Genomic DNA, 24,373 nt, shown 5'->3' with positions numbered 1-24,373 from the left:
ATCCCCCGCGGTCCCGGCGGCGCCGGCCGGGATCAGCGCAGACCGAGGAGCGCCGACGGGGCCCCGATCAGCTCCGGGGCGGTCAGGCCCAGCTTGGGGGTGGTCAGGTTCGGGATGCCGTAGTTGCTGCCGTCCGGCATCGTCAGCGGGGCGCCGACGACCGCACCGGGGGTGCGGGTGACCACATCGGTGGCCGGGGACTCCAGCGAGCCCTCGCCGTCGGTCTTCGGGTCGCCGAGCAGGTTCGGCACCGGCGCACCGACCAGGGTGCTGCCGAGCTGGGTGGTGATCGGCATCGACGGGAGGAGCGGGCTGGGGAGCAGATCACCGGTGTGGTGGCGGGGGGCCTCCGGCGCGCCGACGACGGGCACCGGGACCGCGGTGGCCACGCGCGGGGTGTCCACGCCCAGTGTGGTCTTCACGGCGTCCAGGGGGACACCCACCGGCACCGAGTCGGCCACGGCCGGGGTGGCCGCGCCGGCCGCGGCCATACAGGTCATGAGTGCCGCAATGCTTCCGCGCGCGGTCATCTTCATAGGTGACGTTCCGTCCTTCCAGGGTCGCGGACATTCCGCTGCCCTGGATGAACGATCCCGCCGGTGGTTTTCCCGGCGTTCTCCGGGAAAGTTCCCCCATACGACCTAATTCGGGGCCGTACAGGGGCCTCACCTTTACGGCTCCGCGTACCGTCCCCCACTCACAACCGGGGGTCGACCGGCTCCGATTCGAGGGCGAGCACCGCGAAGACCGCCTCGTGCACCCGCCACAGCGGCTCCTCGCCCGCCAGCCGGTCCAGGGCCTCCAGCCCGAGCGCGTACTCGCGCAGCGCCAGCGAGCGCTTGTGCCCCAGGAACCGCCGGCGCAGCTTCTCCAGCTGCTCCGGACGCGTGTACTCCGGACCGTAGATGATCCGCAGGTACTCGCGCCCGCGCACCTTGACCCCGGGCTGGACCAGCCGGCCCTTGCCGTCCCGGGCGTACGCCTGGAGCGGCTTGACCACCATGCCCTCCCCGCCCGCGGCCGTCAGCTCCAGCCACCAGTCGGTGCCCGCCCGTACGGAGTCCTCGTCGGCGGTGTCGACCAGGATCCGGCCGGTGCGGCGCAGCAGTCCGGTGCCGGCTGGTTTGTCGGGGTCATCCGCTTCAACCAGCCGGTCCAGCCAGAACAGCTGCTCGTCGTGCGGTACGGCGGCCAGCGAGCGCCCGGCCGCCGCCAGCAGCTGGAACGGCGCGAACCGTACGCCGTCCAGCCCGTCGGTGGTCCAGCAGTAGCGCCGGTAGGCGTCGGTGAACCGCTCGGCGTCGGCGGCCCGGTCCCGCTGGCGGGCGAGCAGGTCGCCGGTGTCGATGCCCCGCCCGGAGGCCGCGGCCAGGGAGGCGAGGGCGTCCGGGAAGACGGCGCGGGAGGCCGCGCCGACGGCGGCGTACTGGTTGCGCAGCAGGCCGGTGGACTTCAGCGACCAGGGCAGCAGCTCCCCGTCCAGCAGCAGCCAGTCGGTGGCCAGTTCCTCCCACAGGCCCGCGTCGGTGATGGCGCCGCGGAGCCGGGTGAGGACCTCCTCGGTGACCTCGGGGTCCTGGAAGAAGGGCCGTCCGGTACGGGTGTAGACGGAACCGGTCGGCCCTCCCCCACTGCCTTCGGCGTGGGAGGTACCCCCAACCCCGAAGCGCGCACGGGCCGCCTCGGCGTCCTTGCAGACGAGGACGGTGGCACGGGAGCCCATGTGCTTCTCCTCGCAGACGACCTGGGCGATGCCGTCCTTGCGGTACTGGGCGAAGGCCTCGGCCGGGTGCTCCAGATAGCCGTCCTCCTGGGAGGTGGCGGTGGGCGCCATGGTCGGCGGCAGGTACGGGACCAGCCGCGGGTCCACCGCGAAGCGGCTCATGACCTCCAGGGCCGCCGCCGCGTTCTCCTCGCGCACGGTGACGTTGCCCAGGTGCCGGGTCTCGACGATCCGGCGCCCGTGCACGTCGGCCAGGTCGAGCGGCCGGCCGTCGTGGCCGCCCGGCGCCTCGGTGGCGAGCGGCCTGACCGGCTCGTACCAGACCTTCTCGGCCGGCACGTCGACCAGTTCGCGCTCGGGCCAGCGCAGGGCGGTCATCTTCCCGCCGAAGACCGCGCCCGTGTCCAGGCAGATGGTGTTGTTGATCCAGGCGGTGTTCGGGACCGGGGTGTGGCCGTAGACCACGACCGCCTTGCCGCGGTACTCCTCGGCCCACGGATAGCGCACGGGCAGGCCGAACTCGTCGGTCTCGCCGGTGGTCTCCCCGTACAGGGCGTGCGAGCGGACCCGGCCGGAGGTGCGCCCGTGGTACTTCTCGGGCAGGCCGGCGTGGCAGACCACCAGCTTGCCGCCGTCGAGCACGTAGTGGCTGACGAGGCCGCGGATGAACTCCCGTACCTCCTGGACGAACTCCTCCGGCTCGCGGCCGAGCTGCTCGATCGTCTCGGCGAGCCCGTGGGTCTGCTGGACCTTGGAGCCCTTGAGGTAGCGGCCGAGCTTGTTCTCGTGGTTCCCGGGCACGCACAGGGCGTTGCCGGAGCCGACCATGCCCATCACCCGGCGCAGGACGCCGGGGCTGTCCGGGCCGCGGTCGACGAGGTCGCCGACGAACACGGCGGTGCGGCCCTCCGGGTGGACGCCGTCCTCGTACCCGAGCTTGCCGAGCAGGGTCTCCAGCTCGGAGGAACAGCCGTGGATGTCACCGATGATGTCGAAGGGGCCGGTGAGGTGGGTGAGGTCGTTGAACCTCTTCTCCAGCACCACCTCGGCGGCCTCCGCCTCCGCCGGGGTGCGCAGCACGTGCACCTTGCGGAAACCCTCGCGCTCCAGTCCGCGCAGCGAGCGGCGCAGGTCGCGGCGGTGCCGCTGGATGACGGCGCGGGGCAGCCCGGCCCGGTCGGGGCGGGTGGCGTTGCGTTCGGCGCAGACCTCCTCGGGCATGTCGAGGACGATGGCGATGGGCAGTACGTCGTGCTCGCGGGCCAGCTGGACCAGCTGCCGGCGGGCCTCGGCCTGCACGCTGGTGGCGTCGACGACGGTCAGCCGGCCGGCCGCGAGGCGCTTGCCGGCGATGTAGTGGAGGACCTCGAAGGCGTCCCGGCTCGCGCTCTGGTCGTTCTCGTCGTCGGCGACGAGGCCCCGGCAGTAGTCGGAGGAGATGACCTCGGTGGGCTTGAAGTGCCTGCGGGCGAAGGTGGACTTCCCGGATCCGGTGGCCCCGATCAGGACGACGAGGGACAGATCGGTGACGGGAAGTACGCGGTTGCCGGTACTGGTCATGCGGCCTCTCCCTCCTTTGCGGTGGCGGTGTCGGTAACGGTGGCGGTGTCGGTCTGGATCCGGGTGAAGACGGCCATCTGGGTGGGCGGCCCCACCTCGGGGTCGTCGTCACCGACGGGTACGAAGGCGACCTCGTACCCGTGGCGGCCGGCCACGGAGGCGGCCCAGCCGCGGAACTCCTCGCGGTTCCACTCGAAGCGGTGGTCGCCGTGCCGGACGTGCCCGGCGGGCAGGGTCTCCCAGCGGACGTTGTATTCGACGTTGGGGGTGGTGACGAGGACCGTACGGGGGCGGGCCGCGCCGAACACCGCGTACTCCAAGGCCGGCAGCCGCGGCAGGTCCAGGTGCTCGATGACCTCGCTGAGCACGGCCGCGTCGTAACCGGCCAGCCGCTTGTCGGTGTACGCGAGCGAGCCCTGGAGCAGCCGGACGCGGCTGCTCTGCCGCTCCCCCATCCGCTCCAGGTGCAGCCGCCTGGCCGCCATGCCGAGGGCCCGCATGGACACGTCGACACCGACGATCTCGGTGAAGGCCGGCTCCTTGAGGAGGGCCTGCACCAACTGGCCCTGTCCGCAACCGAGGTCCAGGACCCGGGCCGCACCGGCGGCGCGCAGCGCGGCGAGGATCGCCTCGCGGCGCCGCACGGCGAGCGGCAGCGGCCTTTCGTCGGTCTCCTCCACGGCGTTGTCGAGCTCCTCGACCTCACTGCCGTCGGCCTCGGCCAGACGCAGCAGCTCCAACCGCTCCATGGCGTCGCGGGTCAGCCGTTTGTGGCGGGCGAGGTAACGCGCGCTGATGAGTCCGTTCTCGGGGTGCGCGGCGAGCCAGCCGTCCCCGGCGCGCAGCAGCTTGTCGACCTCGTCGGGCGCGACCCAGTAGTGCTTGGCGTCGTCGAGCACGGGCAGCAGGACGTAGAGCTGCCGCAGGGCGTCGGCGAGCCGCAGCTCACCCTCCAGGACGAGCCGTACGTACCGGGAGTCCCCCCACTCGGGGAACTGCTCGTCGAGCGGTACGGGTTCGGCCTGTACGAGGTCCCAGCCGAGCGGATCGAACAGCCGGTGGACGAGCTCCGCCCCGCCGCGCGCGGGCAGCGCCGGTATCTCGATCCGCAGCGGACGCGCCTGCTCCGGCAGCTCGGGCCGGGCGGCGCACTTGGCGGCCAGGGCGCTGCGGAAGACGGAACTGAGCGCGACGGCGAGCAGCGAGGAGGCCGCGTACGGGCGGTCGTTGACGTACTGCGCGAGCGCGGCGTCGGGCGCCCCGCCACGCCCCTTGCCCTGCCCGCGCCGCACGAGCGCGACGGGATCCACCTCCAGCAGCAGCGCCGCCGTACACCGCTCTTGCGCGGCTTCGGGATAGAACACGTGGGCCACGCCGTGGGAGGTGGAGAACGCCTGCACCTTCCCAGGGTGCTTGTGCAGCAAAAAGCCCAGGTCGGTAGCCGGGTGCTCGGCACTGCCAGTGGTGGAGATCGTCAGGAACATGCAGCTCAGCATGGACGCAGCCCGCTGCCGGCGGCCACTGGATTTCTCCCCTCCACCGCCCCTCGCCCAGCCCGCGGATCCCGATCCGGGCAAGTGCCCGACGCCCGCGCGGCGGCCGCTGTGCGGTCCCCGCAACACGTCGTTCTGCGTGCCGCAGCAGCCCCGTCGCAGCGTTCACGGACGTCACCCTGCGGGCCGCCGTGGACGACTGGGTCGTCTGCTTCCAGGAGCCCGAAGAGGGCAAGGAGATCAGCGCCCCCGGTACCACCACCGCCTCCCTGAAGCTCGCGTCCCCCGGGACCGCCTGCCCGAGTGCGCCGAACACCCGGCTCCACCCGGAGCCGGTGCCGACGCATGACGACGACTCCGGCAGCACCGCATCGGGCGGATCGTCTTCCGGCGGAGCCGCATCCGGGGGTTCGTCCTCGGGTGGTTCTTCCACCTCCGGTGGGTCTTCCACCTCCGGTGGGTCTGACAGCGGCGGCGGGGGCGCGGGCACCGTGACGCCCGGGGCGTTCTGCTCGCCGGCCGGGGCGACCGGCGTCAGCAAGAAGGGGGTCTCCTACACCTGCAAGGGTCCCGGTCAGCCCCGCTGGCGCCAATGACCGGTCCCGTTCCCCTGAATCCCCGCGGCCAGTTCGGCGATGTCGGGCGGGCCGATGCGGCAGCAGCCGCCGATCAGGCGGGCGCCCGCGGTGCGCCAGGCCTCGACGGGCCAGGGGGCGGGGTGGGGGGTCGGGGCGTGCCAGGTGGCGGTGGGCGCGTCCCAGACGGAGCCGTCGTTGGGGTAGGCCAGGAGCGGTGTGGCGGTGACGGAGGCAGCCGCCTCCAGGGCGGGGAGCACGTCCGCCGGGTCGCAGCAGTTGACGCCGACCGCGATGATCTCCGGTGCCCCGGCCGCGAGGGCGAAGGCCTCGGGGAGGGGCTGACCGGCGCGGGTGCGGGCGCCGGCCACGGTGTAGCTCAGCCAGGCGGACGCGCCCGTTCCGGCGAGTACGCGGAGGACGGCTTCGGCCTCCTCGGCGTCCGGGATGGTCTCCAGCGCCAGGACGTCGGCACCCGCCGCGAGCAGCGCTTCGATACGGGGGCGGTGGAAGGCGGCGAGCTCGCGCACGCTCAGCCCGTACCGCCCGCGGTACTCGGAGCCGTCCGCGAGCACCGCGCCGTACGGGCCGACCGAGGCGGCGACCCAGACCTCGTGGTCGGCGGCCTCGGCCGCCCGGGCGGCCAGCGCGACGCTGCGGTGCAGCAGGGCGGTGGTCTCGGCCCGGTCGTGGCCGTGCGCGGCGAAGGCCTCGTACCCGACCTGGTAGCTGGCGGTGATCAGCACCTCGGCCCCGGCCCGGGCGTAGGCCGCGTGGGCGGCCTCCACCTGGTCCGGGCCCTCGGCGAGCACCCGGCCCGACCAGAGCCCGCCGGACAGGTCGCAGCCCTGGTCGGCGAGCTGGTTGCTCAGCCCGCCGTCCAGGAGCACGACCCTGTGGGCCAGGGCTTCGGCGAGCGGACCGGACGCGCGCGGCACGGTTCCTGCGCCTCCCTCAGCCGAGCTGGGACAGCACCTGGGCCGAGATCAGCTCCAGGTGGTCCAGGTCGTCGAGGTCGAGCAGCTGGAGGTAGACGCGGGAGCTGCCGACGGCCGCGTAGGAGCCGATCTTCTCCACCACCTCCGCCGGGGAGCCGGCCAGGCCGTTGGCCTTGAGCTCGTCCACGTCCCGCCCGATGGCGGCGGCCCGGCGGGCGACCTCGGCGTCGTCCCTGCCGACGCACACCACCAGGGCGTTGGAGTAGACGAGGTCGCCGGCCCCGCGCCCGGCCTCCTCGGCAGCCCGGCGCACCCGGCCGAACTGCCGCTCGCTGTCCGCGATCGACGCGAACGGCATGTTGAACTCGTCCGCGTACCGGGCGGCGAGGCGCGGGGTGCGCTTCGCGCCGTGGCCGCCGATGAGCACGGGCACCTTGGCCTGGGCCGGCTTGGGCAGGGCCGGGGACTTCTCCACCTGGTAGTGGGTGCCGGCGTAGTCGAACGTGGCGCCGGGCTCGGTCGCCCACAGGCCGGTGACGATGGCCAGCTGTTCCTCCAGCCGGGCCATCCGCTCCGCCGGGAACGGGATGCCGTACGCCTTGTGCTCCTCCTCGAACCAGCCCGCGCCCAGGCCAAGTTCGACCCGGCCGCCGGACATCTGGTCGACCTGCGCCACCTGGATGGCGAGCACTCCGGGCAGCCGGAAGGTCCCGGCCGTCATCAGCGTGCCGAGCCGGATCCGCCGCGTCTCCCGGGCCAGGCCCGCGAGGGTGATCCAGGCGTCGGTGGGCCCCGGCAGGCCATCCGCCGAACCCATCTTCAGATAGTGGTCCGATCGGAAGAACGCGTCGAAGCCCAGGTCCTCGGTGGCCTTGGCGACGGTCAGGAGGGTGTCGTAGCTCGCGCCCTGCTGGGGCTCGGTGAAAATACGGAGATCCATGACTCCCATCCTGCCTCGCCCACCCCGGCAGGGTGAATCTGCGTCAACCGGACGGGCCACCCCCGACCCGGCCAGTGACCAGCCCGGATGGGGATCGTTGGCTCGGACGGAGCCGGACCGCCCGGCCCGCGCACCGGCGGCCTTTCGCCGACGCGTCCACCGCCCCCTTCCGCCTCGGAAGGGCCAGGGCCGAGGAGGCCGCCATGTCCCACGAGTCCGTGCCCGAGCACACCGGACAGACCGGACAGGCTGCATACGACCATGCACGTCAGGAGCCTGCGGCGGCCGCCCAGGGCGGCGCGCCGAAGGGCCTGCTCCAGCAGATGGAAGAGCTGATGGCGGCGCTGAACGCCGACCTGTCGCAGCTCGACGCCGACCTCCAGTCCTCCACGGACCGCGCCCCCGGCACGCCGCCGACCCCGGGCAGCCGCACCCCCGACGGCGAGCACCCGCCCTACCGGTCGTACTGACCGTGCCGGTCGGATGACCGTGCGGGTCCCGTCGCGCGCGGCGGGACCCCGATTCCGCTCGCACCGCTCCCCCGTCAGGCCACGCCGGAGGCGGACCCCCGTTCGCGGACCGTCAGCCTGCGCAGGACGCCCCGGACCCGGTCGCTCGATTCGTCGGCCGCGTCTATGGACTCTATGCACTGCCAGTACAGGCCCTCGTCGTCCGTCGCGCAGGCCACCCCGACCAGGGCTATCCCCACTTCGCCGAGCAGCGCCTGCAGTCCGAGCAGGGCCTGGCGGACATCCGCCACCCCGGTCAGCTGCGCGGCTCTCGGCGGATAGTCGGGCGCGCTGCCCTCTCCGCCCAGGGCCGCTCTGTCGAGCACCCCGCAGCCTCTGCCCCCCGCTTCACCCAGTCCCCGTGCCTCCGATCTCAGCTCCGGCGGCCCCGTGACCGCCAGCCAGCTCCCGATCCCCTGTGCGAGCGCCTGGGCCTGCCAGGCCTCGCCCACGATGTCCATCGCCGCCCCGCTCTGCGCCAGCGCGTGCCGGCCGGCCGCGATGAGCCGTACCGCATCCATATGCCGTCCCCCGTCCGCACGACATCCGCCGTTCTCACCACTACCCAGAGTGAGGGCAATGGGCCAGTAAAGCCAGGGGTATTCGGAAATCTGTGGACACAAACATGGTTGTGGACGACGCCATCACTCCGAAGAGTGACAATTCGATGTCGGAGGCCCTGCCACCGGGAAGCGGAGCTCGTTCCTCTCGATCTTCGCGGCGAGCGCATCCAGCACATCCACCCCGAGAACCTCACAGAATTGCAGCAGATACGCCAGTACGTCGGCCACCTCATCGGCCACGCGGTGCGCGCTTTCCGGCTTCTCCATGACCTTCGCCGACTGTTCCGGGGTCAGCCACTGGAAGATTTCGACCAGTTCGGACGCTTCCACGCTCAGCGCCACGGCCAGGTTCTTGGGCGTGTGGTACGGCTCCCAGCCGCGCGCGGCGGCGAACTCGGCCAGCCGCCGCTGGAGTTGGTGCAGCCGCTCGGGCGGCTGCGGCTCGTCCCCGTGCTGTACGTCCTGCTCATCGCTCATGGCGTCAGGTCTACCACCGTCACCCCCGGGGTCACGCGGGCGGCCGCGGCCGCCCCCTCCCCCACCGCCGCGAGCAGCCGCACATGACCGCGACCACAGGAGAGCAGGGCCAGCCGCAGCAGTTCGGCGCTCTGCCGCCGGTCCAGATCGCGGTCGAAGCCGTCGGCGAGGACGGTCAGCGCCTGCCGGGCGGAGAGCAGCTCGGCGGCCGGGTCCATGGCGAGCACCCCCGGGCCGGTCAGCAGGACCAGCGCCAGCGCGAGGAAGCGGAGCTCGCCCGCGCCGAGCCGGCCCAGTTCCGTGGCGGGTCCGGCGCGGCCGCGGTCCAGCACCGCCGTGACCGGGCCGTGCGCGGGAGCCCGTACGTCCAGCCCCTCCACCGGGCCCGCGCAGCCGGTCCGCGCCGCCGCGGCGAGCAGCGCGTGGCGGGTGCCGCATTCGTGGCGGGTCCGGCGCAGCACGTCGGCCAGGTTGGCGCAGTCGCCGAGCAGCCGGCCCTCGCCCGGCGGGACGGGTGCGCGCATCCGGTCGGGGCGCGGGTCACAGGGGAACACCGAGCGCAACGCCACCACCACCTGCTCGGCCGCCGCGAGCACCTGGCGCTGCCCGGCCGTGGAACCGGCGACGCGCAGCGGGAGGAGGGCGGTGCCGAGCCGGTCGTCGGGTAGCGGGGCCCGGGTGACACCGACGGCTCCGCCGGTCAGCCAAGAGGCCTGCACGGAGCTCCGGCCGGGGTCGCGCAGGGCGGTGCCGAGCAGGATCTGCCCGTCCACCGCGAGCCGTTCGCCGACGATCCGGAGCGTGGGCTCGGCCTGTACGGCGAGGTCGAGGCGGACCGGCCCGGCGGGTCCGTCGACGGTGCAGCCGATGCGGAAGCCGCGCCGCCCCTGGCCGTCGGGCAGGGCCCCGTCGGGGATCCGGGCCCGCGGATGGGGGAACGCCTCCTCCAGGGTGGCCCCGGCCCCGAGCCCGGCCAGGGCCTCGTAGGCGGCCAGGACCTGGGACTTGCCGCTGCCGCTGGGCCCGGCGAGGAAGGTCACGGGCTCCAGCGCGAAGACGGCGCCGCGGTGCCTCCCGAACGCGGAGAGCCGCAACTCGGTGACGACGGGCCGATGGTGCACGACGGCGGGCGGAAGCGCACGGTCCACCGGCACGGCGGTGGGCGGGAGCGCATCGTCGGCAGGCGCGGCGGATAACGCGACGCGGGCGGGGGCCGGGACCCCCGGCGCGTCCGGGTCCAAGGCTGCGGCGTTCATGGTGGCGTCCATGCGCCGGACGGTACGGGCCGCCGGGCCCCCGGTGGGCACGGCGAACCGTTCCGCCCTGGCGACCTTCCTACGATCGGGGGACGGCGGCGGCCGCGATCCCCTCGACCTCGGTCCCGACGGGCGCCAGCAGGAAGACGTTCCGGTCGACCCGGTGCATCCCGCTGCCCAGCCCGAAGACCACCCCACTGCTGAAGTCGAGGATCCGCTTGGCCACTTCACTGTCCGCGCCGGTGAGGTCGAGCAGCACCGGGATCTGCGCGATCAGGTACTCGGCCACCTCCCGCGCGTCGGCGAAGACCTGGACCCGGATCACGACGAAGCGCCGCTGCTCCGCCGCGGACGCCCCCGGCGCCGTGGGGATCGTGCGGTGGTCCACCCGGGAGGGCCACTCGTTGCGACTGCGCAGGGGGACCACCTGCGCGAGCCCCTCCCACTGTTCGTCCGTGACGTCGTACCTGCTCACCGGGCCGCCTCGGCCGTGCGCTTCATGTGCATCCCCCCATCCTCTCGCGTTTCACCCGTTCAGCCCAACAACGACACGAGCGACACGGGGTACTCCCGCAGAAGCGAATAGGTTAGGTTAGGCATACCTAAGTCACTTGCCCAGGACGATGGAGAGATCCCGCATGCGCATGTCCGGTGCTGCCCCCGCCACCCCGGCCGCCGGCCGGCCCGCCGATGCCGAGCGGGTCCGGTCGATCCTGGCCGCCGCCCACTCCATGACCGTGGTCACCGACGGGCTGAGCAGCGAGATCCGCCACCTCGACGGGTCGGACCCGATGGGCCGGCTGCACCTGCACCCCGCCGAACCCGGCGGCGAGTCCGAGTACCGGCCGTCGATCCGGCTGGAGTTCACCGACATCGCCCCCACCCCCGTACGGGACCGGGTGCGCGCCCGCGTCACGATCACCGGCCGCCTGCTCACCCCTTATACGGACGAAGGCGCCGACTCCACCTGCATGGAATTCGGCCGGGCCGTCCTGGAGACCGCCGAGGGCCGCACGTACGTCGGCCTCGAAGAGCTCGACGCGGCCTGCCCCGACCCCCTCGCCCCGTTCGAGGCCGGCATGCTCACGCACCTCCTCGACGACCACGCCGAGCTCGTCACGCTCCTCCTGCGCCTGGTCCGGCCGCTGCCCACCGCCGCGACCGACCGCGTGCTGCCGCTCGCCATGGACCGGTACGGGATCACCCTGCGCCTCGAACTGCGCCGCGGCCACCACGACGTACGGCTGCCGTTCCCCTCTCCGCTGGACGACGTCGAGCAGTCCGGGGTGCAGATCCAGGCCCTGTTCAGCGCGGCCCGGCGGCGCTCGCACCGCAACAGCCTGCCCGCCTGAGGCGTCCGTACGGGAATAGCTCCACCCGGGGTCCCGTTGGGGACGATCATGAAGGCAATCACGTACGACGCATACGGAACTTCCCAGAACCTCAAGCTCGTTGACGTACCGCAGCCCAAGGTCGGCCCCGGCGAGGTGCTGGTGCGGGTCAAGGCCGCCGGCGTCAACCCGGTCGACTGGAAGCTCGCCGCCGGATACCTCGACCCGATCCTCGAAGTCCGCTACCCCGTCATACCCGGCTGGGACGTGGCCGGCGTCGTCGAGGCCGTCGGCCCCGACACCTTCGACTACGCCGTCGGCGACGAGGTGTACGGATACGTCCGCAAGGAATGGGTCGAGCTCGGCACCTACGCCGAACTCGTCGCGGCCCCCGTCCGGACGCTGGCCCGCAAGCCGCGCGAGCTGACCTTCGAGCAGGCCGCGGGCCTCCCGCTGGCCGGCCTCACCGCGTACCAGTCCCTCACCCGCGTGGGCCTCAAGGCCGGCGAGACCGTCGTCATCCACTCCGCGGCGGGCGGCACCGGCTCCTTCGGCGTGCAGATCGCCGTCGCACTCGGCCTGCGCGTCATCGGCACGGCCGGCGCGCACAACCACGACTACCTGCGCTCGCTCGGCGCCGAACCCGTCCTGTACGGGGAGGGCCTGGCGGACCGGATCCGCGCGCTCGCCCCCGAAGGCATCGACGCCGGGCTGGACTTCTTCGGGGACGGCGCGGTCGAAATCCTCCAGTCGCTCGTCACGGAGCGCGGCCGGGTGGTCTCCATCGCCGATTACGAGGCCGCCGCCAAGGGCGCGCACCAGCTGTGGGTGCGCCCGGACACGACCGACCTGACGTTCCTGGCGGAACTCGCCGACGCGGGCAGGCTCACGGTCAACGTGGAGCACGCGCTGCCGCTCGCCGAGGCCGCGAAGGCCTGGGAGCTCAGCGCGGCGGGCCGCACCCGCGGCAAGATCGTCCTCACCGTCTGACCACACACGACGGCCGCCGGAGTACGAGACTCCGGCGGCCCGCGGACTCAGCCGGCGGCAGCGGCGGTGGCGGCCTGCGCGTACCGGTTCGCCGGGCGCGCGAGGCCGTAGTTCTCGCGCAGGGTCGCCCCCGTGTACTCGGTGCGGAACAGGCCGCGCCGCTGCAGGATCGGCACGACGTGGTCGACGAAGTCGGTGAGGCCGGTCGGCAGCACGGGCGCCATGACGTTGAACCCGTCGGCGGCGCCCTGGGTGAACCACTCCTCCAGCTGGTCTGCGATCTGCTCGGGCGTGCCGGCGAAGACGCGGTGGCCGCGGCCGGCGCCGAGGCGGGCGATCAGGTCGCGCAGGCTGAGGCCGTCGCGGCGGGCCAGCTCGGCGACGAGGGTGAAGCGGCTCTTGTTGCCGTTGATGTCCCGCTCCTCGGGAAGCTCGGGCAGCGGGCCGTCGAGGGGCAGGCCGGTCAGGTCGGTGCCGAGCATGCCGGAGAGCTGGGCGAGCCCGTACTCCGGCACCTGGAGGTCGGTGAGCTGCTGCTCCAGGGCCTTGGCCTCGGCCTCGGTGGAGCCGATGACGGGGGCGATGCCGGGCAGGACGAGCAGGTCGGACTCGGCCCGGCCGTACTTCGCGAGGCGCGACTTGAGGTCCTTGTAGAAGGTCTGCCCGTCGGCGAGGGTCTGCTGGGCGGTGAAGACGGCCTCGGCGTACTGCGCGGCGAACTCCTTGCCGTCCTCGGAGGAGCCGGCCTGCACGAGCAGCGGGTGGCCCTGCGGGGAGCGGGGCACGTTGAGCGGGCCGGCGACGCCGAAGTACGTACCGCGGTGCGCGGCGGGGTGGAGCTTGTCGGTGTCGGCGTAGATGCCGCGCTCCTTGTCGAGGACGATCGCGTCGTCCTCCCAGCTGTCCCAGAGCTTGGTGGCCACGTCGAGGAACTCACGGGCGCGGTCGTAACGGAGGCCGTGTTCGAGGTGCTCGTCCTGGCCGAAGTTGCGGGCCTCGTCGACGGTGCCGGAGGTGACGATGTTCCAGCCGGCACGGCCGTTGCTGATGTGGTCGAGGGAGGCGAACTTGCGGGCGAGGTGGAACGGCTCGTTGAAGGTGGTGGAAACGGTGGCGATGAGCCCGATGTGCTCGGTGACGGCGGCGATGGCGGAGAGCAGGGTGAGCGGCTCGAATCCGCCGAGTGCGTTGTAGCGGGCCTTGCCCCAGAGGGCGAGCCCGTCCGCGAAGAAGATCGAGTCGAGCCGCCCCCGCTCGGCGGTCCGCGCCAGGTCCTGGAAGTAGCGCAGGTCGGTGACCCGCTCGGGACTGCTGTCGGGATGCCGCCAGGCGGCGTCGTGGTGCCCGGCGTTCATGAGGAACGCGTTGAGGTGGAGGGTTCGGCGAGCGGTCATGGTGGTGTTCCTCGGGGTGGGAGAGACGGGTGTCAGGCGGGGACGCGCCAGAGGCTGAGGCGGCGTTCGACGGTGATGAGGAGCTGGTTGAAGGCGACGCCGATGGCCGAGATGGTGACGATGCCCGCGTACATCTCCGGGATCGCGAAGTTGAACTGCGAGGCGTTGATCAGGTAGCCGAGACCCGCCTTGGCGCCGATCATCTCGGCGGCCACGAGGACGAGGATCGAGACGGCGCCGGCCAGCCGGATACCGGTGAAGACGGCCGGTACGGAGGCCGGCAGGATCACCTTCTGGAACAGCCTCGGCGTGGACAGGTCCATGGACCGGGCGAGTCTGACCAGGGTCGGATCGGCGTTGCCGACGGCGCTGATGGTGTTCAGCAGGATCGGCCAGACGCAGGCGTAGACGACGATGGAGACCTTCGAGGTCTCCCCGATGCCGAGCAGCAGGACGAACACCGGCAGCAGCGCGAGGGCAGCGGTGTTGCGGAACACCTCCAGCAGCGGGCCGAGCAGCACCGCGACGGGGCGGTACCAGCCGATCAGCAGGCCGAGCGGGACCGCGACGACGACGGCGATGCCGAAGCCGCCGAAGGAGCGGACCAGGCTGGCCTGCGTGTGCTCGGCGAGCTGGCCGTTGCCCGCCAGTTCCCACCAGGCCGCGGCGACCTCGCTGACCGGCGGGAGGAAGGTGGAGTCCACCAGTCCGAGCCGGGGCGCCGCCTCCCAGACCGCGAGCAGGGCGACGATCGCCGCCGAGCGGAGGGCGGCCGCGCGCAGCCACCGGGCGACGGCGCGCAAGGCGCGCGGGACGGCCGGAGACGGGGCGGGGGCCGGTGGGGCAGGGGTCGACGGCGCGGAGGTCGACGGGGCGGGCGGGGCCGGTGCGGGTTCCCGTACCGCCTCCGGTTCGCGTACCGCCTCCGGTTCCCGTACCGGCGCGGGTTCGCGTACGAGCGCGGGCTCGCCGGTGCGCACCCCGCTCTCGGGATCCGCCTCGGCCGCGGTGCTCTTCGTATCGGTTCCGGTGCTCATACGGTGGCCTCCTCCTTCTCCAGTTGCTGGGCGCGGGCCACCTCGTCGTGGAGCAGGGTCCAGATCTCGTGGCGGTAGCGGGCGAATTCCGGGCTGGAGCGCAGCTCCTCCCCGCCGGCGCCGGTGGCCCGGTCGCCGAAGGAGACGGGGACGGCCTCCTTGATCCGGCCGGGGCGCGAGGTCATCACGGCCACCCGCTGCCCGAGGTACACGGCCTCCTCGATCCCGTGCGTGATGAACACGACGGTCTTGCCGGTCCGCTGCCAGATGCGGCGCAGCTCGTCCTGGAGGGATTCACGGGTCTGCGCGTCGAGCGCGGCGAACGGCTCGTCCATCAGCAGGACGTCCGGGTCGTAGGCGAGGGACCGGGCGATGGCCACGCGCTGGCGCATCCCTCCGGACAGCTCGTGCGGGTGGCGGTCCTCGAAGCCGGTGAGGCCGACGAGGTCCAGGAACTCCCTGGCCCGCTCCGCGCGTTCACGGCGGGGGACGCCGGTCGCCTCCAGCCCGAACTCGATGTTGCCGAGCGCGGTGCGCCAGGGCAGCAGGGCGTACTGCTGGAAGACGATGCCCCGGTCCAGGCCGGGCCCGGTGACCGGCTCGCCGTCGAGCAGGATCCGGCCGGAGGTGGGCCGGGTCAGGCCTCCCAGCAGGTCGAGGAGGGTGGACTTGCCGCAGCCGCTGGGGCCGACGACCACCACGAACTCCCCGGCCCCGATCTCCAGGTCCACGCCGTCGAGGGCGGTGAAGCTGCCGCCGTCGCCGAGGGCCCCGGCCCTCCTGCCTCCGGCCCTCCTGCCCTTGGCCTGCTTCCTCGGGAAGGTCTTCGTCACGGACTCGAACACGATCTTCGCCATGGTGCTCAGCCCTTCCCCTGGTCGTTGAACTCGTTCGTGTACAGGTCGGCGGGGGTCAGCTGGCCCTTCTTGATCTCGCCGCGCTCACCGAGCCAGTCGATCCACAGCTGGAACTCCTTGTCGGCGATCCGGCCGCCGGCCTCGGCCACCCCGAACGAGCGCCAGTACTGGAGGGTGGAGGTGTCCTCGTTGCGGCCGCGCTTCTTGACGATCTCCGTCATCCGGGCGATGACCTCCTCGCGCGGGGTGGTCCGGGACCACTCGATGGCCTTGGCCACACCGGTCGTGAAGGTCCGTACGGTGTCGGGGTTCTCCTTGATGAACCGCCGGGTCATCACGTACGACCCGGCGCTGAAGGCGCCCAGCAGCTCGAAGTCCTTGAACAGCGGGCGGATGCCGCCGGTGGCGAGGGCCTTGTCCCGCAGGACGCCGCTGAGCACCCCGACCTCGATCTGCTTCTGGCGCAGCGCCTGTTCGGTGTTGACGGGCGGGACCACGAGGGACTCGACCTTCGCGGAGTCGGCCTTGGAGACGCCGTTGCGCTCCAGGTGGATGTCCAGCAGGGCCTGGGCATGGGCGCCCAGGGTGTTCATGCCGACCTTCTTGCCGATCAGGTCGCGGGGCGAGCGGATCGGGCTGTCCTCCAGGACGTAGTAGCCGAGGTAGGTGTCCTTGTCGGAGCCGTAGTAGGAGATGACCGACTGGATCTGGGCCTTGCTCGCGGCGAGTTTGACGATCGCGCCGTTGAAGGCTCCGCCGAAATGGGTCTGGCCGGTGGCCGCGGACTGGATGTCCTGGGGGCCGCTGATGGTGTTGCCGACCCAGTCGAGGGTCAGGCCGCCCAGGTAGCCGAGGTCCGCGGCGAGTTCGGGGAGCAGGACGGCACCGACGGCTCCCTGGTACTTGAGGGACGTGACCTGCTTGGCGGATCCGCCGGTGGCGGTGGCCGTACCGCAGCTCACCGCGGCCGCCGAGATGCCGAGCAGGGTGAGGAACTGGCGTCGGGTGGTGGAGGTGGAAGCGAGGGCTGCGGGCATGGAGGGGGTCCTTGTTCGGGAATCGGTGGTTTCGGGGCCGTTACGGGGCGGTCGTCGCGAAGGGGGCGGTGGAGGCTCGGGCGTTCAGCGCCTCGGCGAACTCGTCGACGGCCTGGAAGAGGTCCAGCTCCGCCTCGGGCCGCAGCCGGCTGGGGCCGGCCCCGCGCTCCACGGAGGAGTCCAGGACGAACCGGCCGGCGGTGACGTGCCGGGCTCCGAGCTCGGCGAGCACCGGGCGCAGGGCGTAGTCGAGGGTCAGTACGTGGGCGAGGCTGCCGCCGGTGGCGATCGGCAGGACCGTCTTCCCGGCCAGCCCGTCCTGTGGGAGCAGATCGAGGAAGGCCTTGAGCAGGCCGGTGTACGAGGCCTTGTAGACGGGGGTCGCGACGATGATCCCGTCGGCCTCCGCGACGGCTTCGAGGGCCCGGCGGATCTCGGGCTCCCCGCGGCGGGCGGAGAGGAGGTCGGCGGCGGGCAGCTCCCGTACGGCGAGGTGGGCGGTGTCGAACCCGGCGTGGGCGAGCCGGCGCAGCACGTGGTCGGCGACGACGGCGGTACGGGAGTGCGGGGAGGGGCTGCCGGTGAGGGCGAGCAGGGTGGGCACGGTGCCTCCTGGGGCGTCGTACGGGCGGGGCGGGCGGGGCCGGCCGGGCCGGTCGGATCAGGGCCGGTCGGGCCGGTCGGGTCAGGCGGTGGCGGACGCGCCCGACGGGATGCCGAAGGACGGGTCGGGGACGGTCTCCGGGCTGATCAGGCGGGACGGGACCCCGTCCGGCCCGACGGGTACGTCGCCGTCGACCGTCACGCGGCGCAGGGTGCGCTCGTGGTCGTCGGAGTCGTCGACGCCGTAGTGCTGGGTGGCCCGGTTGTCCCAGATCGCGACGTCGCCGGCCCGCCACTGCCAGCGGACGGTGTTCTCGGGACGCTCGATGTGCGACTGGAAGAGGTCGACCAGCGCACGGGAGTCCTGACCGGTCAGGCCGTCGATCCACTGGACGAAGTTGCCGAGGAGCAGCGTGCGTTCGCCGGTCTCGGGGTGGACGCGGACGACGGGGTGCTCGGTGCGGAACTTCGTGGACGTGAACACCTCGCGGTACTGGGCGAGGGCCTCGGGGAGCGCGTCGGGCTTGAGGGCGGCGTAGTCGTACTCGTTGGTGTGGACGGCGCGCAGGCCGTCGGCGAGGACGCGGAGCGGCTCGGGGAGGTGGGCGTACGCGGCGGCGGTGTTGGCCCAGAGGGTGTCGCCGCCGTACGGGGGGATGGTGACGGCGCGGAGGATGGAGAAGGCGGGGTAGGCGGGGACGAAGGTGACGTCGGTGTGCCACTGGTTGGCGCGGGCGCCGTGGTGGGAGTCGATGCCGAGCGCGTAACGGCCGTCGGCGGAGGGCACGGTGGGGTGGGCGACGGGGGTGCCGAGCAGTTGGGCGAAGGCTTCGTGGCCGGCCTCGTCGAGGTGGTACTGGTCGCGGAAGAAGACGACCTTGTGGGCGAGGAGGGCGGCCCGGACCTCGGCGACGACCTCGTCCGGAAGCCCACCCCCGAGTCGCACACCCCCGATCTCGGCGCCGATCCGGCCACCGATCCGGGTGACGACGGGCTGGGTGCGGGTGGCGGTGCTCATGGGAACTCCCTCGGGTTGGTTTCGACAGCGGACGGCCGCAAGGCCGCGACCGGACGCGGAGCGGGTACGGGGCGCCGGCCGGAGGGGAAGGTCCGCCTGCGGGCAGGGCTTGCCGACGGTCCACGGGACAGGGGGGTGCTGGGCATGTGACCGCGAGACGGCCGCCGGGGCCGCCGAACGGGTCGACCTGGGGCCGGGTCGTCGGCCTTCGGTCAGGTGGCCGGAGGCTGGTTGGCCGGAGGCCGAGCGGGGTTCGGGCCGGTTGGCCGGGCCGAACCGGCCTGAGGCCGGAAGGCGGACGGCCGGGGGCTGACCGGCCGACCGCGGAGGAGCCGGCCGGGAGCCGGGCCGCGGCGGGTCGCAGTGGGACCGATGGCCGGTCCGGCGGGAGGCCGAACGGTCATCGGGCAGGACCCGGGGCGGCGCTCAGGCGCGGCGCGGGGCCTGACAGCGGCCCGGACACGCACCCGGCGCGGTACAGGAGCCGGGGGTGTGGAACCGCGGGGCGAGAAGCTCGAACGCGGACATGGCTCGGAGCCTGGCAGCAACTCCGGGACGGGTCAAGCCCCGCCGGACACGCCGAAACAAACCCTGACCGGATCCCCCACCCACCTCGGCGCACCACCTCTGACCTGGTGTTTCGACCGCTCCTGTAGGCACCACCCATCGCCCCTCGAACGGCCGAAAACCGTGGCCGGATTTCACGCCCCCGCAACGCGACCGCCACGCACCCACCGGCCGCACGCCCTCGGGGCCGAAGACGCCCCGCCCGGCGCCGGCCCCGCCGGGCGTCGCACGCACCGACTCGGCCCGCCGGACAGCAGCGGTACCGGAGTCCGCCGGACTCCCCCGCCTGCGCGCTGCGCCGCTGCTCGGGACGCTCTTTCGTGACCCCGCCCGTCTCAGATGAGAGGGGGAGATCACATCCGGTGGTTATAGTCGTTCACAAGGCCACCCCCCTAGCATTCGAGCCATGACGGTCCTGCCTGATGACGGGCTCTCCTTGGCCGCCGAGTTCCCTGACGCGACGCATGAGCAGTGGCAGCGCCTGGTAGAGGGCGTTCTACGCAAGTCCGGCAAGGACGTATCCGGCGAAGCCGCAGAAGACGCGTTGTCCACGAAACTCGAAGACGGGCTCATCACCCGCCCGCTGTACACCGCGCCCGATGCGGCCGACGAGACCGGGTTCCCCGGGTTCGCGCCGTTCGTACGGGGCGGCAGCCCCGCCGGTGGCGCCGCCGCCGGCTGGGACGTACGTCAGCGGTACGTCGGAAATGACCCCGTACGGGTGAACGAGGCCGTTCTCACCGACCTCGAGAACGGGGTCACCTCACTCTGGCTGTCCCTGGGCGGCGGCCCCGGCGGGCTCCCCGTCGACGCGCTCCCCCGCGCCCTCGACGGCGTCTACCTCGACCTGGCTCCCGTCTCCCTCGACGCCGGAGCCGAATACGCCGACGCCGGCCGCGCCTTGCTGCGTCTGTACGCCGAGCGGCAGGTGGCCCCCGAGGCCGCCCGCGCGAACCTCGGCGCCGACCCGCTCGGCCATGAGGCCCGTACGGGTGAAGTCGTCGACCTCGCCGGCGCCGTCGGCCTCGCCCGGGAGGCTGCCGCGCACTGGCCCGGCGTACGCGCCCTCCTCGTCGACGCGCTGCCGTACCACGAGGCCGGCGGCTCGGCCGCCGAGGAGCTCGGCCTGTCGCTGGCCACCGGCGTCGCGTACCTGCGCGCCCTCACGGAGGGTGCCTCCGCAGAGGGTGCCCCCGCCGCCGAGGGCCTCGGCGTCGACGCCGCCCTCGGCCAGCTCGACTTCCGCTACGCCGCGACCGCCGACCAGTTCCTCACCATCGCGAAGTTCCGTGCCGCGCGCCGTCTGTGGGCCCGGATCGCCGAGGCCTGCGGGGCCCCCGACGCGGGCGCCCAGCGCCAGCACGCCGTCACCTCGCCCGTGATGATGACCCGCCGCGACCCGTGGGTGAACATGCTGCGCACCACCGTCGCCTGCATGGCGGCGGGCGTCGGCGGGGCCGACTCGGTCACCGTGCTCCCCTTCGACCACGAGCTGGGCCTGCCGGACGCCTTCGCGCGCCGCATCGCCCGCAACACCTCCACCATCCTGCTGGAGGAGTCGCACCTGGCCCGCGTCATCGACCCGGCCGGCGGCTCGTACTACGTGGAGCAGCTCACCGACGAACTCGCGCACGCCGCCTGGGAGTTCTTCCAGACGATCGAGAAGGCCGGCGGCCTGGCCGCCGCCCTGCGCTCCGGACTGGTCGCCGACCGGCTGGCCGCCACCTGGGCCGAGCGCTCCAAGCGGCTCGCCAAGCGCCGTGAACCCATCACGGGCGTCAGCGAGTTCCCGCTGCTCTCGGAGAAGCCCGTCCAGCGCGAGCCCGCTCCGGCGGGCCCCACGGGCGGGCTGCCGCGCGTACGGCGTGACGAGGCGTACGAGGCGCTGCGCGCCCGCAGCGACGCGCACCTGGCCGCGACGGGGAACCGTCCGCGCATCTTCCTCGCCGCGCTGGGACCTGCGGCGGCGCACACCGCGCGCGCCACCTTCGCCGCGAACCTGTTCCAGGCGGGCGGCGTCGAGCCGGTCCACGACCCCGTGTCGGTGGACCCGGCGACGGCCGCCGAGGCCTACGCCGCGAGCGGCGCGGACGGCATGGCCGTGCTGTGCTCCAGCGATCCGCTGTACGAGGAGCAGGCCGAGGCGGTGGCCGCGGCCCTGCGCACGGCCGGTGCGACGACCGTGTTCCTCGCGGGCAAGCCCGGTACCGCGGCCGGCGCCGTGGACGAGTACGTCTTCGCGGGCTGCGACGCGGTCGCCGTACTGTCCTCCGTACTCGACCGGATGGGAGTCTCCCTGTGAGCATCCCCGATTTCTCCGCCCTCGCGCTGGACGGCGGCGCCGCCGCAGCCGGGTCCGAGGACCAGTGGCGCGCCGCGGTGAAGGAGTCCACCGGGACCGCCGCCGGCGACCTGCTGTGGGAGACCCCCGAGGGCATCGGCGTGAAGCCGCTGTACACGGGCCGGGACCTGGAGGGGCTGGACTTCCTCCGGACCTACCCGGGCGTGGCCCCGTACCTGCGCGGCCCGTACCCGACCATGTACGTCAACCAGCCCTGGACGATCCGTCAGTACGCCGGTTTCTCCACGGCCGAGGAGTCGAACGCCTTCTACCGCCGCAACCTCGCGGCCGGGCAGAAGGGCCTGTCGATCGCCTTCGACCTGCCCACGCACCGCGGCTACGACAGCGACCACCCGCGCGTCACGGGTGACGTCGGCATGGCGGGCGTGGCGATCGACTCGATCTACGACATGCGGCAGCTGTTCGACGGCATTCCGCTGGACAAGATGACGGTGTCGATGACGATGAACGGCGCGGTGCTGCCGGTCCTCGCCCTCTACATCGTGGCGGCGGAGGAGCAGGGCGTCTCCCCCGACAAGCTCGCCGGGACCATCCAGAACGACATCCTCAAAGAGTTCATGGTCCGCAACACCTACATCTATCCGCCCAAGCCCTCGATGCGGATCATCTCGGACATCTTCGCGTTCACCTCGCAGAACATGCCGCGGTACAACTCCATCTCGATCTCCGGGTACCACATCCAGGAGGCCGGGGCGACGGCCGATCTGGAGCTCGCGTACACCCTCGCCGACGGTGTGGAGTACCTGCGCGCCGGGCAGGCGGTCGGGCTGGACGTGGACGCCTTCGCGCCGCGCCTGTCGTTCTTCTGGGCGATCGGCATGAACTTCTTCATGGAGGTCGCGAAGCTGCGCGCCGCCCGCCTGCTGTGGGCGCGGCTCGTCAAGCAGTTCGACCCGAAGAACGCCAAGTCGCTCTCGCTGCGGACGCATTCGCAGACCTCGGGCTGGTCGCTGACGGCGCAGGACGTGTTCAACAACGTCACGCGCACGTGCATCGAGGCGATGGCGGCGACCCAGGGGCACACCCAGTCGCTGCACACCAACGCCCTCGACGAGGCGCTCGCGCTGCCGACGGACTTCTCGGCGCGCATCGCCCGCAACACCCAGCTGCTGCTCCAGCAGGAGTCGGGCACCTGCCGGTCGATCGACCCGTGGGGCGGCAGCGCGTACGTCGAGAAGCTGACGTACGACCTGGCGCGCCGGGCCTGGCAGCACATCCAGGAGGTCGAGGCGGCCGGCGGCATGGCGCAGGCCATCGACGCGGGCATCCCGAAGCTGCGCGTGGAGGAGGCCGCGGCCCGCACGCAGGCGCGGATCGACTCGGGGCGCCAGCCGGTGATCGGCGTGAACAAGTACCGGGTGGAGAACGACGAGCAGATCGACGTGCTCAAGGTCGACAACTCCTCCGTGCGCACGCAGCAGATCGAGAAGCTGCGGCGGCTGCGCGAGGAGCGCGACGAGGCGGTCACGCAGGACACCCTGCGGGCGCTGACGAACGCGGCCGAGCGCGGCGACGGCAACCTGCTCGCGCTGGCGGTGGACGCGGCGCGCGCCAAGGCCACGGTGGGTGAGATCTCGGACGCACTGGAGAAGGTGTACGGGCGGCACGCGAGCCAGATCCGTACGATCTCGGGTGTGTACCGCACCGAGGCAGGCGAGTCCCCGAACGTGGAGCGCACGCGTGCGCTGGTCGACCGGTTCGAGGAGGCGGAGGGCCGCCGTCCGCGTGTCCTGGTCGCCAAGATGGGCCAGGACGGGCACGACCGCGGCCAGAAGGTGATCGCGACCGCCTTCGCCGACCTGGGCTTCGACGTGGACGTCGGCCCGCTGTTCCAGACCCCGGCGGAGGTGGCCCGCCAGGCCGTCGAGGCGGACGTCCACGTGGTGGGCGTGTCGTCGCTGGCGGCCGGTCACCTGACCCTCGTACCGGCGCTGCGCGAGCAGTTGGCGGAGGAGGGGCGCGAGGACATCATGATCGTGGTGGGCGGGGTGATCCCGCCGGCCGACGTGCCGACGCTGCTGGAGATGGGCGCGGCGGCGGTGTTCCCGCCCGGCACGGTGATCCCGGACGCGGCCCACGACCTGGTGACGCGGCTGGCCGCGGATCTGGGCCACGAGCTGTAGGGCGCGGCCGATGCCTCCGAAGATCGAGATCGAGGCCTACGCGAAGGGAGTCCTCGACGGGAAGCGCGCGTTCATCGCGCGCGCCATCACCCTCGTCGAGTCCACCCTGCCCGCTCATCGTGCCCTGGCGCAGCAGCTGTTGACGGAACTGCTCCCCCACACGGGGCGGGCGCGCCGGATCGGGATCAGCGGGGTGCCGGGGGTCGGCAAGTCCACGTTCATCGACGCGTTCGGCACGATGCTGACGGGGCTGGGCCACCGGGTGGCGGTGCTGGCGGTGGACCCTTCCTCCACCCGCACGGGCGGCTCGATCCTGGGCGACAAGACGAGGATGGAGCGGCTGGCGGTGGACCCGGCGGCGTTCGTCCGCCCGTCGCCCTCGGCGGGCACGCTGGGCGGGGTGGCGAAGGCGACTCGCGAGTCCATGATCGTGATGGAGGCGGCGGGCTACGACGTGGTCCTCGTCGAAACGGTGGGCGTGGGCCAGTCGGAGACGACGGTCGCCGGAATGGTGGACTCCTTCCTCCTGCTCTCCCTGGCCCGTACGGGGGATCAGCTGCAGGGCATCAAGAAGGGCGTCCTGGAGCTGGCGGACGTCCTCGCGGTGAACAAGGCGGACGGCCCGCACGAGCGCGACGCGAAGGCGGCGGCGCGGGAGCTGTCGGGCGCCCTGCGCCTGATGCACCCGGCCGACGCGGCCTGGACCCCGCCCGTACTCACGTGCAGCGCGCGGGAGTCGGCGGGCCTGGACGAGGTGTGGAACCGCCTGGAACAGCACCGCCGACTGCTGGACGCGGGCGGCCGGCTGGCGGCCAAGCGGGCCGATCAGCAGGTGGAGTGGACCTGGGCGATGGTCCGCGAGGAGCTCCTGGAACGCCTGCGCGGAAACCCGGCGGTCCGCGACGTGGCCCCTGGACTGGAAGCGGCGGTCCGAGCGGGCGCGGTCACCCCCACTTCGGCGGCGGACCGCATCCTGTCGGCGTTCGCCGACTGACCGTACGCGTCAGGGGTGGCCGGAGC

General features: G+C 72.8%; 22 protein-coding genes. 7 read left to right on the top strand and 15 right to left on the bottom strand.

What is annotated here, in order from left to right:
• Positions 1–32 precede the first annotated feature (32 nt).
• The 3 genes from OG509_RS28475 to OG509_RS28465 form a co-directional block, all read right to left on the bottom strand.
• A complete protein-coding gene (locus OG509_RS28475) occupies positions 33–500 on the bottom strand; it encodes a hypothetical protein (protein ID WP_406185375.1) in 468 nt (155 codons plus the stop codon).
• 197 nt (positions 501–697) lie between these two features.
• Positions 698–3,283 (bottom strand): polynucleotide kinase-phosphatase, encoded by a 2,586-nt coding sequence (locus OG509_RS28470; RefSeq protein WP_406185373.1) that lies wholly within the window; start codon positions 3,281–3,283, stop codon positions 698–700.
• Entirely contained in the window at positions 3,280–4,767 is a 1,488-nt protein-coding gene (locus tag OG509_RS28465) for a 3' terminal RNA ribose 2'-O-methyltransferase Hen1 (protein ID WP_406185372.1), read from the bottom strand. The genes OG509_RS28470 and OG509_RS28465 overlap by 4 nt, the downstream gene beginning before the upstream one ends.
• Before the next feature lie 200 nt (positions 4,768–4,967).
• Here OG509_RS28465 and OG509_RS28460 point away from each other — a divergent pair, with 200 nt between their 5' ends.
• Positions 4,968–5,372: a hypothetical protein gene (locus OG509_RS28460; protein WP_406185370.1), complete on the top strand. Its 405-nt coding sequence runs from the start codon at positions 4,968–4,970 to the stop codon at positions 5,370–5,372.
• Here OG509_RS28460 and mmuM read toward each other — a convergent pair.
• Positions 5,351–6,289, bottom strand: coding sequence for a homocysteine S-methyltransferase (gene mmuM, locus OG509_RS28455; RefSeq protein ID WP_406185369.1), 939 nt, complete (start codon positions 6,287–6,289; stop codon positions 5,351–5,353). The genes OG509_RS28460 and mmuM overlap by 22 nt on opposite strands.
• Positions 6,290–6,305: 16 nt before the next feature.
• Entirely contained in the window at positions 6,306–7,229 is a 924-nt protein-coding gene (locus OG509_RS28450; RefSeq protein WP_406185368.1) for an LLM class F420-dependent oxidoreductase, read from the bottom strand.
• A gap of 203 nt (positions 7,230–7,432) precedes the next feature.
• Here OG509_RS28450 and OG509_RS28445 point away from each other — a divergent pair, with 203 nt between their 5' ends.
• On the top strand, positions 7,433–7,699 hold the full coding sequence (locus tag OG509_RS28445) for a hypothetical protein (protein WP_406185367.1): 267 nt from the start codon (positions 7,433–7,435) through the stop codon (positions 7,697–7,699).
• A 74-nt stretch (positions 7,700–7,773) separates the two neighbouring features.
• Here OG509_RS28445 and OG509_RS28440 read toward each other — a convergent pair whose 3' ends face one another.
• The 4 genes from OG509_RS28440 to OG509_RS28425 form a co-directional block, all read right to left on the bottom strand.
• Positions 7,774–8,259 (bottom strand): DUF6099 family protein, encoded by a 486-nt coding sequence (locus OG509_RS28440; RefSeq protein WP_406185366.1) that lies wholly within the window; start codon positions 8,257–8,259, stop codon positions 7,774–7,776.
• A gap of 123 nt (positions 8,260–8,382) precedes the next feature.
• Positions 8,383–8,778 (bottom strand): nucleotide pyrophosphohydrolase, encoded by a 396-nt coding sequence (locus OG509_RS28435; protein WP_406185365.1) that lies wholly within the window; start codon positions 8,776–8,778, stop codon positions 8,383–8,385.
• Positions 8,775–10,046, bottom strand: a complete 1,272-nt coding sequence (locus OG509_RS28430; protein ID WP_406185363.1) for an ATP-binding protein — start codon at positions 10,044–10,046, stop codon at positions 8,775–8,777. The genes OG509_RS28435 and OG509_RS28430 overlap by 4 nt, the downstream gene beginning before the upstream one ends.
• A 67-nt stretch (positions 10,047–10,113) precedes the next feature.
• On the bottom strand, positions 10,114–10,509 hold the full coding sequence (locus OG509_RS28425) for a cell division protein SepF (protein ID WP_053691438.1): 396 nt from the start codon (positions 10,507–10,509) through the stop codon (positions 10,114–10,116).
• A 163-nt stretch (positions 10,510–10,672) separates the two neighbouring features.
• On the opposite strand from OG509_RS28425, the gene OG509_RS28420 reads away from it, so the two are divergent.
• Both OG509_RS28420 and OG509_RS28415 read left to right on the top strand, forming a co-directional pair.
• Positions 10,673–11,386, top strand: coding sequence for a DUF2470 domain-containing protein (locus tag OG509_RS28420; RefSeq protein ID WP_406185362.1), 714 nt, complete (start codon positions 10,673–10,675; stop codon positions 11,384–11,386).
• Positions 11,387–11,434: 48 nt separating this feature from the next.
• The gene (locus OG509_RS28415) at positions 11,435–12,355 is read left to right on the top strand and encodes an NADP-dependent oxidoreductase (protein WP_406185360.1); all 921 of its coding nucleotides are present in this window, start codon (positions 11,435–11,437) and stop codon (positions 12,353–12,355) included.
• A gap of 47 nt (positions 12,356–12,402) precedes the next feature.
• Here the strand turns inward: OG509_RS28415 and OG509_RS28410 are convergent, their stop codons facing one another.
• The 6 genes from OG509_RS28410 to OG509_RS28385 form a co-directional block, all read right to left on the bottom strand.
• Positions 12,403–13,749 (bottom strand): LLM class flavin-dependent oxidoreductase, encoded by a 1,347-nt coding sequence (locus OG509_RS28410; RefSeq protein WP_406185359.1) that lies wholly within the window; start codon positions 13,747–13,749, stop codon positions 12,403–12,405.
• A 32-nt stretch (positions 13,750–13,781) separates the two neighbouring features.
• Positions 13,782–14,786, bottom strand: a complete 1,005-nt coding sequence (locus OG509_RS28405) for an ABC transporter permease (protein WP_406185357.1) — start codon at positions 14,784–14,786, stop codon at positions 13,782–13,784.
• A complete protein-coding gene (locus OG509_RS28400) occupies positions 14,783–15,643 on the bottom strand; it encodes an ABC transporter ATP-binding protein (RefSeq protein ID WP_406185356.1) in 861 nt (286 codons plus the stop codon). Before OG509_RS28400 ends, OG509_RS28405 begins: the two co-directional genes overlap by 4 nt.
• Before the next feature lie 5 nt (positions 15,644–15,648).
• A complete protein-coding gene (locus OG509_RS28395) occupies positions 15,649–16,680 on the bottom strand; it encodes an ABC transporter substrate-binding protein (RefSeq protein WP_406185355.1) in 1,032 nt (343 codons plus the stop codon).
• A gap of 40 nt (positions 16,681–16,720) precedes the next feature.
• A complete protein-coding gene (ssuE, locus tag OG509_RS28390; RefSeq protein ID WP_406185354.1) occupies positions 16,721–17,284 on the bottom strand; it encodes an NADPH-dependent FMN reductase in 564 nt (187 codons plus the stop codon).
• 81 nt (positions 17,285–17,365) lie between these two features.
• Positions 17,366–18,301: a TauD/TfdA dioxygenase family protein gene (locus OG509_RS28385; RefSeq protein WP_406185353.1), complete on the bottom strand. Its 936-nt coding sequence runs from the start codon at positions 18,299–18,301 to the stop codon at positions 17,366–17,368.
• A gap of 973 nt (positions 18,302–19,274) precedes the next feature.
• Here OG509_RS28385 and OG509_RS28380 point away from each other — a divergent pair.
• The 3 genes from OG509_RS28380 to meaB are packed head-to-tail and all read left to right on the top strand — an operon-like array spanning position 19,275 to position 24,347.
• Positions 19,275–21,170, top strand: coding sequence for a methylmalonyl-CoA mutase family protein (locus OG509_RS28380; protein ID WP_406185352.1), 1,896 nt, complete (start codon positions 19,275–19,277; stop codon positions 21,168–21,170).
• Positions 21,167–23,353 (top strand): methylmalonyl-CoA mutase, encoded by a 2,187-nt coding sequence (gene scpA, locus OG509_RS28375; protein ID WP_406185351.1) that lies wholly within the window; start codon positions 21,167–21,169, stop codon positions 23,351–23,353. Before OG509_RS28380 ends, scpA begins: the two co-directional genes overlap by 4 nt.
• 10 nt (positions 23,354–23,363) lie before the next feature.
• Complete coding sequence (gene meaB, locus OG509_RS28370; protein WP_406185350.1) at positions 23,364–24,347, top strand: methylmalonyl Co-A mutase-associated GTPase MeaB; 984 nt, start codon at positions 23,364–23,366, stop codon at positions 24,345–24,347.
• Positions 24,348–24,373: the final 26 nt, after the last annotated feature.

Origin of the sequence: Streptomyces sp. NBC_01006 (assembly GCF_045162725.1) — a bacterium.
GTDB lineage: Bacteria > Actinomycetota > Actinomycetes > Streptomycetales > Streptomycetaceae > Streptomyces.
This window is presented reverse-complemented; position numbering and strand designations above follow the sequence as displayed.